We start from the raw sequence: 15,764 nt of genomic DNA on the forward strand, positions 1-15,764 counted from the left end.
CTGCCCGCGGTGGCATCCGCGGGCGCCGAGGCCGCCTCTCGTCGTGGCAGCCTGCCCAGGCGGCCGAACATCCTGCTCATCCTGGCCGACGACCTCGGCTGGGGAGAGATTGGCAGCAACGGGCAGCGCATCATCCACACGCCGAACCTGGACCGGCTGGCGGCCGAAGGCGTGCAGTTCAAGGCCGCCTACTCGGGGGCGCCGCTCTGCGCGCCCTCGCGTTGCTCCCTGCTCACCGGCCTGCACGCCGGGCACAGCACCGTCCGGGAGAACCCGGAGGGCGGGCCGCAGCACTCGCTCACCGACGCGGACCTCACCTTCGCCGAGGTGCTGCAACTGTCCGGCTACCGCACCGCCTGCATCGGCAAGTGGGGCTTCGGCCCCGAGGAGCCCGGCCAGGCCTCGCACCCCAACCTGCGCGGCTTCGACGAGTTCTTCGGCTACATCGGTCACAAGCACGCGCACCAGTACTTCCCCAAGTACCTGTGGCACAACGGGCAGAAGGTGCAGCTCAACGGCAGCACGTACGCGCCGCACCTGTTCAGGAAGCGGGCCGTCGAGTTCATCAACGCCGAGAGCGACAAGCCGTTCCTGCTCTACTACGCCACCAACCTGCCCCACTCGCCCAGCGTCATCCCCGGCGACGCGGGCGAGTACGAGAACAAGCCGTGGAGCGCCGCGAACCGCCGCCACGCCGCCCAGGTCGCCAGGCTCGACACCGACGTCGCCGCGCTGATCAGAGCACTGCGCGACGCGGGCCTGGCCAAGGACACCCTCGTGCTGTTCACCAGCGACAACGGGCCGCACAGGGAGCACGGCGTCACGCCCTGGCTGTTCGACTCCAACGGCCCCTACCGGGCCGACAAGCGCGACGTGTACGAGGGCGGCATCCGCGTGCCGCTCATCGCCTGGTCGCCGGGCCTGGTGCCGAGGGTCGAGCGGCAGCCGGTGGCGTCCTGGGACCTCCTGCCGACGCTGGCCGACCTGGCGGAGACGCCCGTCCCCGCCAACCTCGACGGCCTGTCCTTCCGCGGCCTGCTCACCGGCGGCGACGCCCCCCAGCACAGCCACCTCATCTGGAACCGGCCACGCAAGGCCCAGGCCATCCGCAAGGGCCGGTGGAAGCTCGTCAGGTTCGCGCCGAACATCGCCGGCGCCGGGCCCGAGGGCCGGGTCGAGCTGTACGACCTCACCAAGGATCCGGGGGAGAGCCGCGACCTCGCCGCCGCCAGGCCGCGGATCGCCCAGGAGCTGGGGGAGCTGCTCGACGGCTCGATCGGGGACGACCCGCGCCTGCCGTACGGGCTGCGGACCGAGCTGGCCTCAGGGCAGGTCGTCGTCACCCTGCACAACGGCTCCGCCGTGCCGTGGACCCAGGTCGAGCTGGGCCTCGGCGGGAAACGCCGGGCGCGGGCGCACACCGTCGCCCGCGTGGACCCGGGCATGGCCGTCTCCGTCGGGTTCCCCGTGCCGGCCACCGGCAAGATCACGGCGCGGGCCGACTTCCAGGCGAACGGCCGCTCGCACACCTTCCGCCGCGCCCACCAGGACGGGGCGTCGCCCGTCACGCTGACCTCCGCCGGGTAAGAACGCCCCGCAGGGAACTCTCACCCCGGCGGCACCTCACTCTAGTGACGAAGAGTGATGACACAGCTACCGATAGTTGACATTCTGGTGACCAGGACCATCCTTCGAGGAGAGGAACACATGAATCTGGTCACCCGTGCGGAGTGGGACGCGAAGAAGCCGACCAGCGACTACGTCCGGCTCTCGTCCACCCAGGGCATCAAGATCCACTACACGGGCGGCAAGGTGCCCGCCGACCTCGCCGAGTCCGGCAACCACGACCGCTGCGTCGACCTGGTCAAGGACATCCAGCGCATGCACATGTCAGGGGGCCGCGGGGAGAAGTACATCGACCTGGGCTACAACATGGTGTGCTGCCCTCACCGGCGCACGTTCATGGGCCGCGGCCCCCACGCCCTGCCGGCCGCCAACGGCGCCGGCCTCAACTCCGACCACTACGCGGTGCTCGCGCTGGTCGGCAGCTCGGGGCTGACGGAGCCGAACGACGACCTGCTCAACGCCCTGGTCGACGCCATCGAGTACCTGCGCGAGCACGGCGACGCCGGCCGCGAGGTGAAGGGCCACCGGGACGGCTACGACACCTCCTGTCCCGGCGACCCCCTCTACCGCTGGGTCCGCGACGGCGCGGAACGCCCCTGACCGGTCAGAGCAGGCGGCCCACGTGGGCCAGGGCCTGCTTGAGCAGCACACCCTGCCCGCCGGCCATCTCCTCCTGCACCATCGGCGAGGCCGCCTCCTCCGGCGTGAACCACACCAGGTCGAGCGCGTCCTGCCGGGGCCGGCAGTCACCGGCGACGGGCACGATGTAGGCCAGCGACACGGCGTGCTGGCGCGGGTCGTGGTAGGGCGTGACGCCGGGCGTGGGAAAGTACTCGGCGACGGTGAACGGCTGCGGCGAGACGGGGATGCGGGGCAGCGCCACAGGCCCGAGATCCTTCTCCAGGTGCCGCAGCAACGCGTCGCGGATCCGCTCGTGGTGGAGCACCCGCCCCGAGACCAGCGCCCGGCTGACCGTGCCGTCCGACAACATGCGAAGCAGCAGGCCGACGTGGGTGACCACGCCGGTGTCGTCGACGCGCACCGGCACCGCGTCGATGTAGAGGATCGGCATCCGGCCCCGCACCGACTCCAGTTCTTCCGGTGCGAGCCAAGCAGGCGTGGTTTCGGTCTTTTCGGTCATCTGCTGATCGTACGGTGCGGGAGGTCAGCGGCGCGCCAGAGTCCGGTCAGGAGGCGTACGCCCCGCCACCCACGACGCCGTGCAGATGAACAACACGATGCCGACGAACGGCAGATACTCCACGATCTTGCGCTTCATCCGAGGTCACGCTCCGCTCTCTCCTGCGCCAGCCGCCTGCGCTGCGGCTGGACGGTGTGCTTGGGATCGTTGGCCGACTCCATGCCGGCCTGGAAGATGCCGAACCTGGTGCACGCCGACCCGGCCAGCAGGGCCACGCCCGCCGCGACGGCCGCCACCCTGCTGCGCCGGCCCAGCGTCGCCCCGGCCAGCGCGCCCGCCAGCGACAGCGCCTCACCCAGGCGCAGCAGCCTGCTGCGCTTGAGCGGCTCGGCCAGCGGCCCCAGCCGCCGCTCCATCCTGGTCGCCGCCGCGACCTCCACCGCCGCGCCCAGCAGCGCCGCCCGCCGCGCCGGACCCGCCTCCGACACCGGCGCGGCCAGCATGCCCAGCCCGCCCGCCGACGCCGCCGCCGAACCGGCGAACAGGAACGGCATCTCCCGGTACGCCTCGTGCCACACCGGCACCGCCGTGTCGCAGATCAGCGCCGCCGTGTACGTCGCCACCGCCGGCCCCACGATCCCGGCCCCCACCGTGGCGGCCCGGCCGAGGCCGGGGAACAACCCGGTCACGTCCGTGGCCGCGGCGGCGCCGGCGTGCGGGCCGTACACGCTCAGCACCCACGTGCCGACGCTCATCGGCGAGGTCACCTTGAACACCCGCAACATGTTCAGAAACCGCTCGGGCCTGCCCAGGTCGTGGATCAGCGCGTACAGCGAGCCGCCCAGCGCGCCCAGCGCCCCCACCTTGGCCGCCCTGGCCAGGCGCGGGCGGCCGGTCAGCTCCGCGGCGGCGGCCAGCGTGGACGACGCCCCGGCCAGGCCGCCCAGGAACAGGTAGCCGGCGATGTCGGGCGCCTTCCAGGTCGGCTCGTTCAGCACCGGCCGGCCGTAGTAGGAGTCGAAGCTCGCCTTGGGCACCATGAGCCGCTCGCGCCTGCGGCCCGCCGAGCCCGGCGTGGCCTCCCGCTCGCCGCGCAGCTCAGGAGAGCCGTCCATCCGCACATCGGTCTGACTCGCCACGTCGGCCTGACCCGCCAGGCTGGTGTCGCTCATCGCTTCCGCCTCCACGCCGTCGCCGCCACCCCGGCGAGCAACGCCACGGCCGCCACCCCCACGTGCCGCCACATCGACGGCAGGTCCCTGGTCGTCACCACCGGGTCCGGCGGCAGGCCGTACACCTCCGGCTCGTCCAGCAGCAGGAAGAACGCCCCCGTCCCGCCCACCCCGTCGTCCGGGTCGTGCCCGTACAGGCGGGCCGAGCCCACCCCTGCGGCGCGCACCTGCTCCAGCCGCCGCTCGGCCCGCTCCCGCAGCTCCTCCAGGTTCCCGAACTGGATGGAGTCGGTCGGGCAGGTCTTGGCGCAGGCCGGCTCCTCCCCGGCGCCGAGCCGGTCGTAGCACATCGTGCACTTGGCGGCCGTGCCGCTCGTCTCCCGCTTGCCGATCACCCCGAACGGGCACGCGGGCACGCAGTAGCCGCAGCCGTTGCAGATGTCCTCCTGCACCACGACCGTGCCGAACTCGGTGCGGAACAGCGACCCCGTCGGGCACACGTCCAGGCAGGCCGCGTGCGTGCAGTGCTTGCACACGTCGGAGGCCATCAGCCAGCGGAAGTCCATGTCGCCGACGCCGGCCTCCTGGTGCCCCAGCGGCCGCCGCTGCTCGACGAACGCCACATGCCGCCAGGTGTCGGCGCTCAGCTTCATCGTGTTGTCGTAGGACCAGCCGGTGAAGTTCAGGCCGTCGTCGGGGACGTGGTTCCACTCCTTGCACGCCACCTCGCACGCCTTGCAGCCGATGCAGATGCTGGTGTCGGTGAAGAAGCCCACCCGGCCGCTCTCGTCGAGCCGCTCGTCGAGGTCGAAGGCCATCACGCCTCCATTCCGGTGCCCGCGCCCACGCCGGCCCGCCGCTGATAGGCCCGCACCAGCTCGGGCAGCGCGGGGCCGCGCGGTCTGCGGCCCGGGCGGATGTCCGCCGACAGCGCCTTGACCTCCTGGATGTGCGAGTTGGGGTCCAGCGAGATGGCCGACAGCTCGTTGGCCGCGTCGCCCCTGGCCAGCCCGTTCGGGCCGTAGTGGAACGGCAGCCCGATCTGGTGCAGCGTCCGCCCGTCCAGGTGCAGCGCCGGGATGCGGTCGGTGACCAGCACCCTGGCCTCGATGGCGTTGCGGGCCGTGACGATCGTGGCCCAGTCGCCGTGCACCAGCCCCCGCTCGGCCGCCAGCGCGGGCGAGACCTCGCAGAACATCTCCGGCTGCAGCTCCGCCAGGTACGGCGTGAACCGGCTCATGCCGCCCGCCGTGAAGTGTTCGGTCAGCCGGTACGTCGTCACCACGTACGGGTAGACCGACGCCCCCGGCTCGTCGCCGCTCGGCTGGTACCGGTTGTGCTCGTGCGGGTAGAGCTTGCGGATCGGGTTGCGCTGCTGCCCGTACAGCGGGTTGGCCACCGGCGAGTCCTGCGGCTCGTAGTGGGTGGGCAGCGGCCCGTCCACCACCCCGGCGGGCGCGAACAGCCAGCCCTTGCCGTCGGCCTGCATGATGAACGGGTCGATGCCCGACAGCGCATCCACGCCCGTCGCGCCGGGCGGCGGCCGGTAGCCGGGGCTCTTGCCCGTCTCGAAGTCGGGCACGTCGTGCCCGGTCCAGCGGCCCGCCTCGGCGTCCCACCAGACCAGCCGCTTGCGCTCGCTCCACGGGCTGCCGTCGGGCCTGGCCGAGGCCCTGTTGTACAGCACGCGCCGGTTCGCGGGCCAGGCCCACGCCCACTCGGCGGCGATCCAGTCCTGCTCGGAGCCCGGCTTGCGGCGGGCGGCCTGGTTGACGCCGTCGGCGTACACGCCGCAGTAGATCCAGCAGCCGCAGGTGGTGGAGCCGTCGTGCTTGAGCTCCTGGTAGCCGGAGAGCGGGCGGCCATCGGCGTCCCAGCCGTTGATCTCGGCCAGCACCGACTCGGCCGACGGCTCTTCCGTCTCGCCGCTCACCGGGTAGTCCCAGGTCAGGTTGAGCACGGGCGCGTCGGCAGGGTCCTGCGAGCCGGCCAGCTTCGCGCGGATGAGGCGGCCCAGGTGGTACATGAACCACAGGTCGCTGCGGGCGTCGCCGCGCGGCTCGACGGCCTGGTGGTGCCACTGCAGCAGCCGGTTGGTGTTGGTGAAGCTGCCGTTCTTCTCGGTGTGGCAGGCGGCCGGCAGGAAGAACACCTCGGTGCCGATGCCGGCCGTGCTCAGCTCGCCCGTCTCGATCTCCGGGCCGTCCTTCCACCAGGTGGCGCTCTCGATCAGGTTGAGGTCGCGCACCACCAGCCACTCCAGATTGGCCATGCCCAGGCGCTGCATCTTGGCGTTGGCCGAGCCGACCGCCGGGTTCTCGCCGAGCAGGAAGTAGCCCTTGCAGGTGCCGTCGAGCTGCGCCAGCACCGTGTCGTACGTGCTGTGCGAGCCCGTCAGCCTGGGCAGCCAGCCGAACCGGTAGTCGTTGTCCGGCTGCGCGGCCTCGCCCCACCAGGCCTTGAGCAGGCTGACCAGGTAGGCGGGCATGTTCGCCCAGAAGCCCTGGTGCGGCGCGTCGGCCATCAGGAAGTCGCGCAGCCGCTCATTCTCGTGCGCGTGCGGCATCGGGATGTAGCCCGGCAGCAGGTTGAACAGCGTCGGCACGTCGCTGGAGCCCTGGATGCTGGCGTGCCCGCGCAGCGCCTGGATGCCGCCGCCTGGCCGGCCGATGTTGCCGAGCAGCAGTTGCAGGATGCTCGCCGCCCGGATGAACTGGGAGCCGTCGCTGTGCTGGGTCCAGCCCACCGCGTAGACGAACTCCGAGGTGCGGTCCGGCCCCGAGTTCTCCGTCAGGTGGCGGCACACCTCCTCGAACAGCCGCCGGGGCACCCCGCACACCCGCTCCACCATCTCCGGCGTGTAGCGGGCGTAGTGGCGGCGCAGCACCTGCAGCACGCAGCGGGGGTGGCGCAGCGTCTCGTCGCGCTCCGCCCGGCCGTCGAGCGGGACGCCGGTGCCGCCGTGCACCTCGCTGCGCCCGGGAGGCGTCCGGGCCGAGCGCCGCTCCTCGAACTCCTCGTCCCGATCGCCCGACGCGGCCACCGCCGTCATGCCCTCGTACTGCCAGGAGTCGGGGGAGTAGCTGCGCTCCTCGGGGTCGAAGCCGGAGAACAGGCCGTCCAGGTCCTCCGCGCCGCGGTAGTCCTCGCGCAGGATCGTCGCCGCGTTGGTGTAGTTGACCACGTACTCGTGGAAGTACTTCTCGTTCTCCAGCACGTGGTTGATGATCGCGCCGAGGAAGGCCACGTCGGAGCCGGCCCGGATGGGCACGTGCAGGTCGGCCAGCGCGCTCGTACGGGTGAAGCGCGGGTCCACGTGAATGATCACCGCGCCGCGCGCCTTGGCCTCCATCACCCACTGGAAACCCACCGGATGCGCCTCGGCGAAGTTGGAGCCCTCGATGATCACGCAGTCGGAGTGCTGCAGGTCCTGCATGAACGTGGTCGCGCCGCCCCGCCCGAACGACGTGCCCAGGCCCACCACGGTCGAGCTGTGGCAGACGCGCGCCTGGTTCTCGATCTGCACCACGCCCAGCGCCGTGAGCAGCTTCTTGATGAGGTAGTTCTCCTCGTTGTCCAGCGTGGCGCCGCCCAGGCTGGCGATCCCCATCGTCCTGGCGGTGCGCCTGCCGTCGTGCTCCTGCTCCCACGTCTCGCGGCGGGTCGCGATGACCCGGTCGGCGATCATGTCCATGGCCGTGGCCAGCTCGATCGGCTGCCAGTCGGCCGCGCCCGGCGGCCGGTAGAGCGCCTGCTGCCGGCGCCCGGAGTCGGTGGTGAGCTGCAGGCTGGCCGACCCCTTCGGGCACAGCCTGCCGCGGCTGATGGGCGAGTCGGGGTCGCCCTCGATCTGCACGACCCGCTCGTCGCGGACGAACACGTTCTGGCCGCAGCCCACCGCGCAGTACGGGCACACCGACTTGACCACCCGGTCCGCCGTGGACGTGCGCGCCCGCAGCCCGGCCGTCCGCGCCGACTTCGCCGCCGATCCCCGCGCCGTCCGGTCCCCGCCCGTGAGCTGCCGCAGCAGCGGCCACCCGAACTCCATGACACCCCCCGATGCCCCCCGGCCGAGTCCTGCCCTCGACAGGCCGGGGGAAAACCGGCAGGTCAGAACACCCTTGAGGCCGCCTCGTCCCAGGCCGCGAAGTCACCCGACGGCTCGTAGCGGCGCAGCGGCTGCGAGGCGGCGACCAGCGCGCGCATCTCGCCGAGGTCCGACACCAGCCCGGCCGCCCGCGCCTGCACCAGCACGTTGCCGAACGTGGTCGCCTCGCCGGGGCCCGCCACCACCGGCAGCCCGCACGCGTCGGCGGTGAATTGGCACAGCAGCTCGTTGCGCGACCCGCCGCCCACCAGGTGCACCACCTCGACGTCGCGGCCCGACAGCTCCATCGCCTGCCGCACGGCCAGCCGGTGGCCGAGCGCCAGGCTCTCCAGCACGCACCGGACGTACGCGGCGGGGGAGGCGGGCGGGCGCTGGCCGGTGCGGCGGCACTCGGCGGCGATCCTGGCCGGCATGTCGCCCGGCGGCAGGAAGGCGGGCTCGTCCGGGTTGACCACGGCGGCGAACGGCCGCTCGGCCGCCGCGGCCTTCAGCAGCTCGCCGAGGTCGGAGCCGGGCCAGGCGCGCAGGCACTCCTGCAGCAGCCACAGGCCCATGACGTTGCGCAGGTAGCGGACGGTGCCGTCGATGCCGGCCTCGTTGGTGAAGTTCGCGGCGCGGCTCCCGGGGGTGAGCACCGGGCCAGGCAGCTCCACCCCGGCCAGCGACCAGGTGCCGCACGAGACGTAGGCGAAGGCGGAGCCGGAGGCGGGCACCGCGGCCACCGCCGAGGCGGTGTCGTGCGAGCCGACCGCCCGCACGGGCGCCGACCAGCCGATCTCCCCGGCCACGTCGCGGCGCAGCCCGCCGGCCATGTCGCCGGGCTGACGCAGCGGCGGGAAGATGCCCGTCGGCAGGCCGAGCTGCTTGATCAGCGGTAATGCCCACTCGCGGGTGCGCACGTCGAGCAGGCCCGTGGTGGAGGCGTTGGTCACCTCCGCGCCCTGCTCGCCGGTCAGCCAGTAGCCGATCAGGTCGGGGATCAGCAGCATCGTGGCCGCGTCGCCGAGCCGCGGCTCCGCGAGGAGCTGGTAGATCGTGTTGAACGGCAGCACCTGCAGGCCCGACACGTCGTACAGGGTCTCGGGCCCGACCGAGGCGGCCACCCGCTCGGCCAGCCCTGCCGTGCGGTCGTCGCGATAGTGCACCGGGTTGCCCAGCATCGCGCCCGTCTCGTCGAGCAGCGCGTAGTCGACCGCCCACGAGTCGACGCCGATGGAGGAGACCGGGCCCGCGGCGCGCAGGCCGGTGAGGATCTCGCGGTAGAGGCCGAGGATGTCCCAGTACAGGTGGTCGGCGACGCGCACCGGGCCGTTCGGGAAGCGGTGCGCCTCGGTCAGACGCAGCCCGTCGGACAGGTCGGCCAGCATCACCCGCCCGCTGGAGGCGCCCAGGTCAACGGCGGCGAAACGGCGGCTCATGCGGCGGACTCCCTGACGGCGGCGGAACGGCGGCTCATGCGGCGGCTCATGCGGTGGACTCCCTCGCGACGAGCTCCGGCTGGAACATGATGTGCTGGTGCGCGTGCGTGTCCGGATTGTCGCACTCGTCCAGCAGCAGCTCGGTGGCGATCCGCCCGAGCTGGTACGTGGGCTGCCGCATCGAGCTGAGCGACACCGTGGACGCGGCGGCGAAGTCGATGTCGTCGTAGCCGATCAGCGCCACCTCCTCAGGCACCCGCACCCCCGAGCGCAGCAGAGCGCGCAGCACGCCCAGCGCCAGCAGGTCGTTGGCGCAGAAGACGGCCTCGGGCAGCCCGTCCGCGATCAGGTCGGCGGCGGCCTTCTCGCCCGCGCGGGCCGTCATCGTCGCGGCCTCGGCCACCCGCAGGCCGGCGGGGTCCAGCCCGGCCGCGCGCATCGCGGCCCTGGCGCCCTCGCACCGCTCCACGCACTGGCGGATGGTCATCGGGCCCGTCACGTACGCGACGCTGCGCGCGCCCCTGGCCAGCAGGTGCGCCACGGCGGCCCGGCCGCCCGCGACGTCGTCCACGGCCACCGCGCACTGGTCGGGCCGGTGCGCCGGATGGTCGACCAGCACCACGCTGATGCCGTTCTCGCGCAGCCGGTCGAGCCTGCCCGGGTCCTCGCCCGACGGGGTGATCAGCACGCCGCGCACCCGGTGCTCGGCCAGCACCCGCAGGTTGCGTTCCTCCTTGTCCTGCGAGCCCGCGGAGTTGCCGAGGATCACGGCGTACCCCAGCTCGCTGGCCACGTCCTCGACCCCGGCGGCGACCTCGGTGAAGAACGGGTTGCCTATGTCGATCACGCTCAGGCCGATCGTCCTGCTGTGCCCCGCGCGCAGCGTGGAGGCCGAGCCGTGGCGGACGAACCCCAGCTCGCTGATCGCGGCCTCCACCCGTTCGCGCGTCGCGGGGGCGACTTTGCCGGGCCGGTTCAGTACGTTGGAGACCGTGCCGGGGGAGACGCCGGCGTGTGCGGCGACGTCCTTGATGCTGACCATGGCCATGGGCACAAATTAAAACGTACTAACGGAGAGTGCGCCAGTCGCGGCACCGGTCGGAACGCGAATCCGCGTTGACACCGCCCTGGCCGCCGCCTAACGTCGCGCGCCGGAAGTAAAACGTTTCTATAAGAGGGGGCGCTCGTGATCCGCGCTGCCATCGTAGGGGCCGGCGCCATCGCCGCGCACAGCCACGTGCCCGCGCTGCGGGCCCACAGCGACCGGGTCGAGCTGGTGGCGGTGGCGGACGTGGCCGAGGACAGGGCCAAGGCGCTGGCCGACGGAGCGGCGGCGTACACGGACCTGGGGGAGCTGCTCGACGCCGAGCACCCCGACCTGGTGATCATCTGCACCCCGCCGTACCTGCACGCCGGCCAGGCCGTCGCGGCCCTGTCGGCCGGGGCGTGGGTGTGGTGCGAGAAGCCCGCCGCGCTCTCGCTGGCCGAGCTCGACCGCATGTCGGCCGCAGAAGGCGCGGCCGGGCCGTACCTGTCGGTCGTCTACCAGCAGCGCTTCGGCTCCGGCGCCCAGCACCTGCGCGCGCTGGACGGGGCGCTGGGCCGGCCGCTGCTGGCGCTGTGCCAGACGACCTGGCACCGGGGCGAGGACTACTACGCCGTGCCGTACCGGGGCAAGTGGTCCACCGAGGGCGGCGGCACGACCGTGCTGCACGGCGTGCACCAGATGGACCTGATGTTGTCGGTGTTCGGCGACTGGGCCGAGATCAGGGCCATGGCCGGGCGCCTGGACCGGCCGATCGAGACCGAGGACGTGTCGCTGGCCATGGTGCGCTTCGAGAACGGCGCCATGGGCTCGGTCGTCACCAGCGTCCTGTCGCCGCGCCAGGAGAGCTACCTGCGCTTCGACTTCGCCGACGCCACGGTGGAGCTGCGCCACCTGTACGGCTACGGCAACGCCGACTGGACCTCCACCTCGCCGCTGTGGAGCCCGCCCGGCGACCTGCCCAGCAGCCACGCCACCCAGCTCGGCCTGCTGCTCGACGCCTACGAGCGCGGCGAGCGCCCGCCCGCCTCCGGCGCGGACGCCAGGCGGGCCATGGAGTTCGTCACCGGCCTGTACGCCTCCGCCTTCACCGGCCGCCCGGTGCTCCGCACGGAGATCACCCAGGACAGCCCGTTCTACCACCGCCTCGACGGCGGCATTGAATCGTTCTTCACCGCCGGGAACCCCTGAGCGCCGCAGCCGCGCCTCGCCGCGATCGGCCGTTCGCTTGCTGCACTTCGCTGACCTGCGGCGATGCCTCGTCCAGGACAGTGAGGGCTTGTGCGGCAGGCGGCCGGAACGTTTTAATCCCCGTTAAATGTGAGCGCTCGCAGTTGACTCGAAAGGCAGACATTCATGCCGGATGGCATCGCGTACGGCGGGGACTGGAATCCCGAGCAGTGGCCCGAGGAGACGTGGGAGCAGGACGTCGCGCTCATGCGCGAGGCCGGCGTCAACCGGGTCAGCGTCGGGATCTTCTCCTGGTCGTCGCTGGAGCCCGTCGAGGGCGTGTTCGACTTCGGCTGGTTCGACCGGGTGATGGACCTGCTGGCCGAGAACGGGATCGGCGCCAACCTCGCCACCCCCACCGCCTCCCCGCCGCCGTGGTTCTCGGACGCCTACCCGCAGGCGCTGCCCGTGGACGCCGACGGCCGCCGCCTCCACCACGGCAGCAGGCAGGGCTTCTGCCCCAGCTCGCCCATCTACCGCGAGAAGGCCCTGCGCGTCGCCGAGCAGGTCGCCCTGCGCTACCGCGACCACCCGGCGCTGGTTCTGTGGCACGTGCACAACGAGTACGGCTGCCACAACGCCCGCTGCTACTGCGACACCTCGGCCGCCGCCTTCCGCGACTGGCTGCGCGGCCGGTACGGCACACTCGACGTGCTCAACGACGCGTGGGGCACCGCGTTCTGGTCGCAGCGCTACAGCGACTGGGCGCAGATCCTGCCGCCGCGCGCCACCCCCAGCCTGCCCAACCCCGCCCAGCAGCTCGACTTCCGCCGGTTCAGCTCCGACGCGCTGATCGAGCTGTACGTCGCGGAACGCGACCTGCTCAAGCAGCTCACCCCGGACGTGCCCGCCACCACCAACCTCATGGCCGGCGCGCACTGGGACATGGACTGCTGGGCCTTCGCCGCCGAGATGGACGTCGTCTCCACCGACCACTACCTGATCGGCGCCCGCCGCGAACGCCACATCGACCTGGCCTTCGCCGCCGACTACGCCCGCTCGCTCAACGGCGGCCGGCCGTGGCTGCTCATGGAGCACTCCACCAGCGCGGTCAACTGGCAGCCGCGCAACCTCGCCAAGACCCCCGGCGAGCTGCGCCGCAACTCCCTGACGCACCTGGCCAGAGGCGCCGACGGAATCATGTTCTTCCAGTGGCGGCAGTCCAGGTCGGGCGCCGAGAAGTGGCACTCGGCGATGCTGCCGCACGCCGGCACCGACACCAAGATCTGGCGCGAGGTGGCGGCGCTCGGAGCCGAGCTCGCCGCCCTCGGCGACGTCGCAGGCAGCACCGTCAAGGCCGACGTCGCCCTGCTCCTCGACCACTCCAGCGTGTGGGCGCAGGACCACCCCGCCCAGCCCACCGCCGAGCTCGACCCGGTCGAGGAGGCCAAGCGCTGGCACGCCGCGCTGTGGCGGGCCGGCGTCACCTGCGACCTGGCCCACCCCGAGGCCGACCTCACCGGCTACCGCCTCGTCGTGGTGCCCCAGCTCTACCTGGTCAGCGACGCCGGAGCGGCCAACCTGGAGGAGTTCGCCCGGCGGGGCGGCGCCGTGGTCGTGGGGCCGTACAGCGGGATCGTGGACGAGCACGACCGCGTCCGGCTGGGCGGCTACCCGGGCGCCTGGCGCGACCTGCTCGGGGTGAGCGTCGAGGAGTTCTTCCCCCTCGACGAGCCGATCCGGCTCGCCTCCGGCGCCACGGGCAGCGTGTGGAGCGAGGCCGCCCGGGTCACCACCGCGAAGGTGCTCGACACGTACGCGACGGGGGAGCCCGCCTGGACGCGCAACGAGTTCGGGGACGGCGCCGCGCACTACCTGACCACGCTGCTCGACGACGCCGCCCTCGCCGAGGTCCTGGCCACCGCCTGCCGCGAGGCGGGGGTGTCCGCCGTGGCCGCGAGTGTGGCGGGGGTGGAGGTGGTGCGGCGCTCGCATCCCGACGGGCGCTCGTTCCTGTTCTGCATCAACCACACGACCGAGGACGCCGCCGTCACGACCCCCGCCGGCGGCACCGTCACCGTCGCGGCCGGTGACGCCGTGGTGATCCCGGGCTGATCGCGGTGGCGGCGCGTGACGGCACACCACCCGCCGCCCCGCGCCACCACCACCTCACCACCACGGCCACACCACCGCGCGCCGCCACGGCCGCACCCGCGCGCCGCCACGCGCCACCACCACCGCGCGCCGCGATGCGCCACCACGGCAGCGCCATGACCGCCCGCATCACCGACCGCCGCCACCACCGCACCGCATCGCCGCACCGCAGCGCCGCACCCGCCGACCGGCGAGTTCGGCTCGGCGGAGATGAAGGACTTGGTCTTGCACCCGCCGACGTGGGTCTCCACCGACACCACGACCCTGTGCGGCCTGCCCGCCATCCGGAAACCTGGCCCTGGTCGGAGCCCGGCCGGCCGATTAAAACGTGTCACCCTCCCGATCCGGTTCCGTCACCGGATCGGGGGCCGCTGGTCCATTGACAGCGAGCACCAGGAATCATAGTTTCCTGCACGACGGATTAAAACGTTTTTGAAAGGAGTGTCAGTGCAACGCGTCTGCTTCCTGCTGAAAGTCCGCCCAGAGCGGCTGGCGGAGTACCGCGAACGCCACCGCGACGTCTGGCCGGAGATGCGAGAGGCGCTGTCGCGCACCGGCTGGCACAACTATTCGCTCTTCCTCAAGGACGACGGCCTCCTCGTGGGATACCTGGAGACCGAGGACTTCGAGGCCGCGCAGAAGGCGATGGCGCAGACCGAGGTCAACGCCCGCTGGCAGGCCGAGATGGCGCCGTTCTTCGAGGGCCTCGACGGCCGCCCCGACGAGGGCATGGTCCCGCTGACCGAAGTGTTCCACCTGGATTGATCGGGGAGTAATGACTGACATCAAGGCCGCGCTGCGGTCGCAGCGCATCGAGACGCCGTCCTGGGCCTACGGCAACAGCGGCACGCGGTTCAAGGTGTTCGCCCAGCAGGGCGTGCCGCGCGACCCGTACGAGAAGCTGGCCGACGCCGCCCAGGTGCACGCCTACACCGGCATCGCCCCGACGGTCGCCCTGCACATCCCGTGGGACAAGGTGGACGACTACGCCGACCTGGCCCGCCACGCCGGCGAGGCGGGCGTGCGGATCGGCGCGATCAACTCCAACGTGTTCCAGGACGACGACTACAAGCTGGGCAGCGTCACCCACCCCGACGCGCGGGTCCGCCGCAAGGCCACCGACCACCTGCTCGAGTGCGTGGACATCATGGACGCCACCGGCTCCGACACCCTCAAGCTGTGGTTCTCCGACGGCATCAACTACCCGGGCCAGGACGACATCAGGTCGCGCCAGGACCGCCTGGCCGAGTCGCTGGCCGAGGTCTACGACCGCCTGGGTGAGGGCCAGCGTTTCCTGCTGGAGTACAAGCTGTTCGAGCCCGCGTTCTACGCCACCGACGTGCCCGACTGGGGCACCGCGTACGCGCACTGCGTCAAGCTCGGCCCCAAGGCACAGGTCGTCGTGGACACCGGCCACCACGCGCCGGGCACCAACATCGAGTTCATCGTGGCGTTCCTGCTGCGCGAGGGCAAGCTCGGCGGCTTCGACTTCAACTCCCGCTTCTACGCCGACGACGACCTGATGGTGGGCGCGGCGGACCCGTTCCAGCTCTTCCGCATCATGTACGAGGTCATCAGGGGCGGCGGCTTCACCGACGAGGTCGCGTTCATGCTCGACCAGTGCCACAACATCGAGCCCAAGATCCCGGGCCAGATCCGCTCGGTCATGAACGTGCAGGAGGCCACCGCCAAGGCGCTGCTCGTGGACCGCGACGCGCTGAGCGCGGCGCAGCGCGAGGGCGACGTGCTGGGCGCCAACGCCGTGCTGATGGACGCCTACAACACCGACGTGCGGCCGCTGCTCGCCGAGCTGCGCGAGGAGCAGGGCCTGGCGCCCGACCCGATGGCCGCCTACGCCAAGTCCGGATACTTCGAGAAGATCGCCGCCGAGCGTGTCGGCGGCCAGCAGGCCGGCTGGGGGGCCTGAACC

At 72.1% G+C, this 15,764-nt stretch carries 12 protein-coding genes; 6 read left to right on the forward strand and 6 right to left on the reverse strand.

Annotated features, from left to right (window positions below):
- Nucleotides 1-9 precede the first annotated feature (9 nt).
- Nucleotides 10-1,587: an arylsulfatase gene (locus ABD331_RS36800; protein WP_344485563.1), complete on the forward strand. Its 1,578-nt coding sequence runs from the start codon at nucleotides 10-12 to the stop codon at nucleotides 1,585-1,587.
- 120 nt (nucleotides 1,588-1,707) lie between these two features.
- The gene (locus tag ABD331_RS36805; protein ID WP_344485565.1) at nucleotides 1,708-2,226 is read left to right on the forward strand and encodes a peptidoglycan recognition protein family protein; all 519 of its coding nucleotides are present in this window, start codon (nucleotides 1,708-1,710) and stop codon (nucleotides 2,224-2,226) included.
- A gap of 4 nt (nucleotides 2,227-2,230) precedes the next feature.
- Here ABD331_RS36805 and ABD331_RS36810 read toward each other — a convergent pair whose 3' ends face one another.
- From ABD331_RS36810 to ABD331_RS36835, 6 genes are all read right to left on the reverse strand, one after another.
- Nucleotides 2,231-2,767 (reverse strand): NUDIX hydrolase family protein, encoded by a 537-nt coding sequence (locus ABD331_RS36810; RefSeq protein ID WP_344485568.1) that lies wholly within the window; start codon nucleotides 2,765-2,767, stop codon nucleotides 2,231-2,233.
- Between the two features lie 134 nt (nucleotides 2,768-2,901).
- Nucleotides 2,902-3,939, reverse strand: coding sequence for an NrfD/PsrC family molybdoenzyme membrane anchor subunit (gene nrfD / locus ABD331_RS36815; RefSeq protein WP_425566129.1), 1,038 nt, complete (start codon nucleotides 3,937-3,939; stop codon nucleotides 2,902-2,904).
- Nucleotides 3,936-4,757 (reverse strand): 4Fe-4S dicluster domain-containing protein, encoded by an 822-nt coding sequence (locus ABD331_RS36820; RefSeq protein WP_344485570.1) that lies wholly within the window; start codon nucleotides 4,755-4,757, stop codon nucleotides 3,936-3,938. The genes nrfD and ABD331_RS36820 overlap by 4 nt, the downstream gene beginning before the upstream one ends.
- Nucleotides 4,757-7,987, reverse strand: coding sequence for a formate dehydrogenase (gene fdh / locus ABD331_RS36825; protein WP_344485573.1), 3,231 nt, complete (start codon nucleotides 7,985-7,987; stop codon nucleotides 4,757-4,759). The genes ABD331_RS36820 and fdh overlap by 1 nt, the downstream gene beginning before the upstream one ends.
- A 62-nt stretch (nucleotides 7,988-8,049) precedes the next feature.
- Complete coding sequence (locus ABD331_RS36830) at nucleotides 8,050-9,465, reverse strand: rhamnulokinase (RefSeq protein ID WP_344485576.1); 1,416 nt, start codon at nucleotides 9,463-9,465, stop codon at nucleotides 8,050-8,052.
- Nucleotides 9,466-9,511: 46 nt separating this feature from the next.
- The gene (locus ABD331_RS36835) at nucleotides 9,512-10,513 is read right to left on the reverse strand and encodes a LacI family DNA-binding transcriptional regulator (protein WP_344485578.1); all 1,002 of its coding nucleotides are present in this window, start codon (nucleotides 10,511-10,513) and stop codon (nucleotides 9,512-9,514) included.
- A 138-nt stretch (nucleotides 10,514-10,651) separates the two neighbouring features.
- Between ABD331_RS36835 and ABD331_RS36840 the strand changes: the two genes are divergently transcribed.
- From ABD331_RS36840 to rhaI, 4 genes are all read left to right on the forward strand, one after another.
- Complete coding sequence (locus ABD331_RS36840; protein WP_344485581.1) at nucleotides 10,652-11,701, forward strand: Gfo/Idh/MocA family protein; 1,050 nt, start codon at nucleotides 10,652-10,654, stop codon at nucleotides 11,699-11,701.
- 165 nt (nucleotides 11,702-11,866) lie between these two features.
- Nucleotides 11,867-13,795, forward strand: a complete 1,929-nt coding sequence (locus ABD331_RS36845) for a beta-galactosidase (protein ID WP_344485584.1) — start codon at nucleotides 11,867-11,869, stop codon at nucleotides 13,793-13,795.
- A gap of 486 nt (nucleotides 13,796-14,281) precedes the next feature.
- Nucleotides 14,282-14,599 carry an L-rhamnose mutarotase gene (locus tag ABD331_RS36850; RefSeq protein ID WP_344485587.1) on the forward strand — a complete coding sequence of 106 codons (318 nt, stop codon included), beginning with the start codon at nucleotides 14,282-14,284 and terminating at the stop codon, nucleotides 14,597-14,599.
- A gap of 10 nt (nucleotides 14,600-14,609) precedes the next feature.
- The gene (rhaI, locus tag ABD331_RS36855) at nucleotides 14,610-15,761 is read left to right on the forward strand and encodes an L-rhamnose isomerase (protein ID WP_344485589.1); all 1,152 of its coding nucleotides are present in this window, start codon (nucleotides 14,610-14,612) and stop codon (nucleotides 15,759-15,761) included.
- Nucleotides 15,762-15,764 lie beyond the last annotated feature (3 nt).

Origin of the sequence: Nonomuraea monospora (assembly GCF_039531895.1) — a bacterium.
Lineage (GTDB): Bacteria > Actinomycetota > Actinomycetes > Streptosporangiales > Streptosporangiaceae > Nonomuraea > Nonomuraea monospora.

Coding starts and splice junctions, on each gene's coding strand:
- ABD331_RS36805 (WP_344485565.1), top strand. CDS start 1,708: ATGAATCTGGTCACCCGTGCGGAGTGGGACGCGAAGAAGCCGACCAGC.
- ABD331_RS36810 (WP_344485568.1), bottom strand. CDS start 2,767: ATGACCGAAAAGACCGAAACCACGCCTGCTTGGCTCGCACCGGAAGAA.
- nrfD (WP_425566129.1), bottom strand. CDS start 3,939: ATGAGCGACACCAGCCTGGCGGGTCAGGCCGACGTGGCGAGTCAGACC.
- ABD331_RS36820 (WP_344485570.1), bottom strand. CDS start 4,757: ATGGCCTTCGACCTCGACGAGCGGCTCGACGAGAGCGGCCGGGTGGGC.
- fdh (WP_344485573.1), bottom strand. CDS start 7,987: ATGGAGTTCGGGTGGCCGCTGCTGCGGCAGCTCACGGGCGGGGACCGG.
- ABD331_RS36830 (WP_344485576.1), bottom strand. CDS start 9,465: ATGAGCCGCCGTTTCGCCGCCGTTGACCTGGGCGCCTCCAGCGGGCGG.
- ABD331_RS36835 (WP_344485578.1), bottom strand. CDS start 10,513: ATGGCCATGGTCAGCATCAAGGACGTCGCCGCACACGCCGGCGTCTCC.
- ABD331_RS36845 (WP_344485584.1), top strand. CDS start 11,867: ATGCCGGATGGCATCGCGTACGGCGGGGACTGGAATCCCGAGCAGTGG.
- rhaI (WP_344485589.1), top strand. CDS start 14,610: ATGACTGACATCAAGGCCGCGCTGCGGTCGCAGCGCATCGAGACGCCG.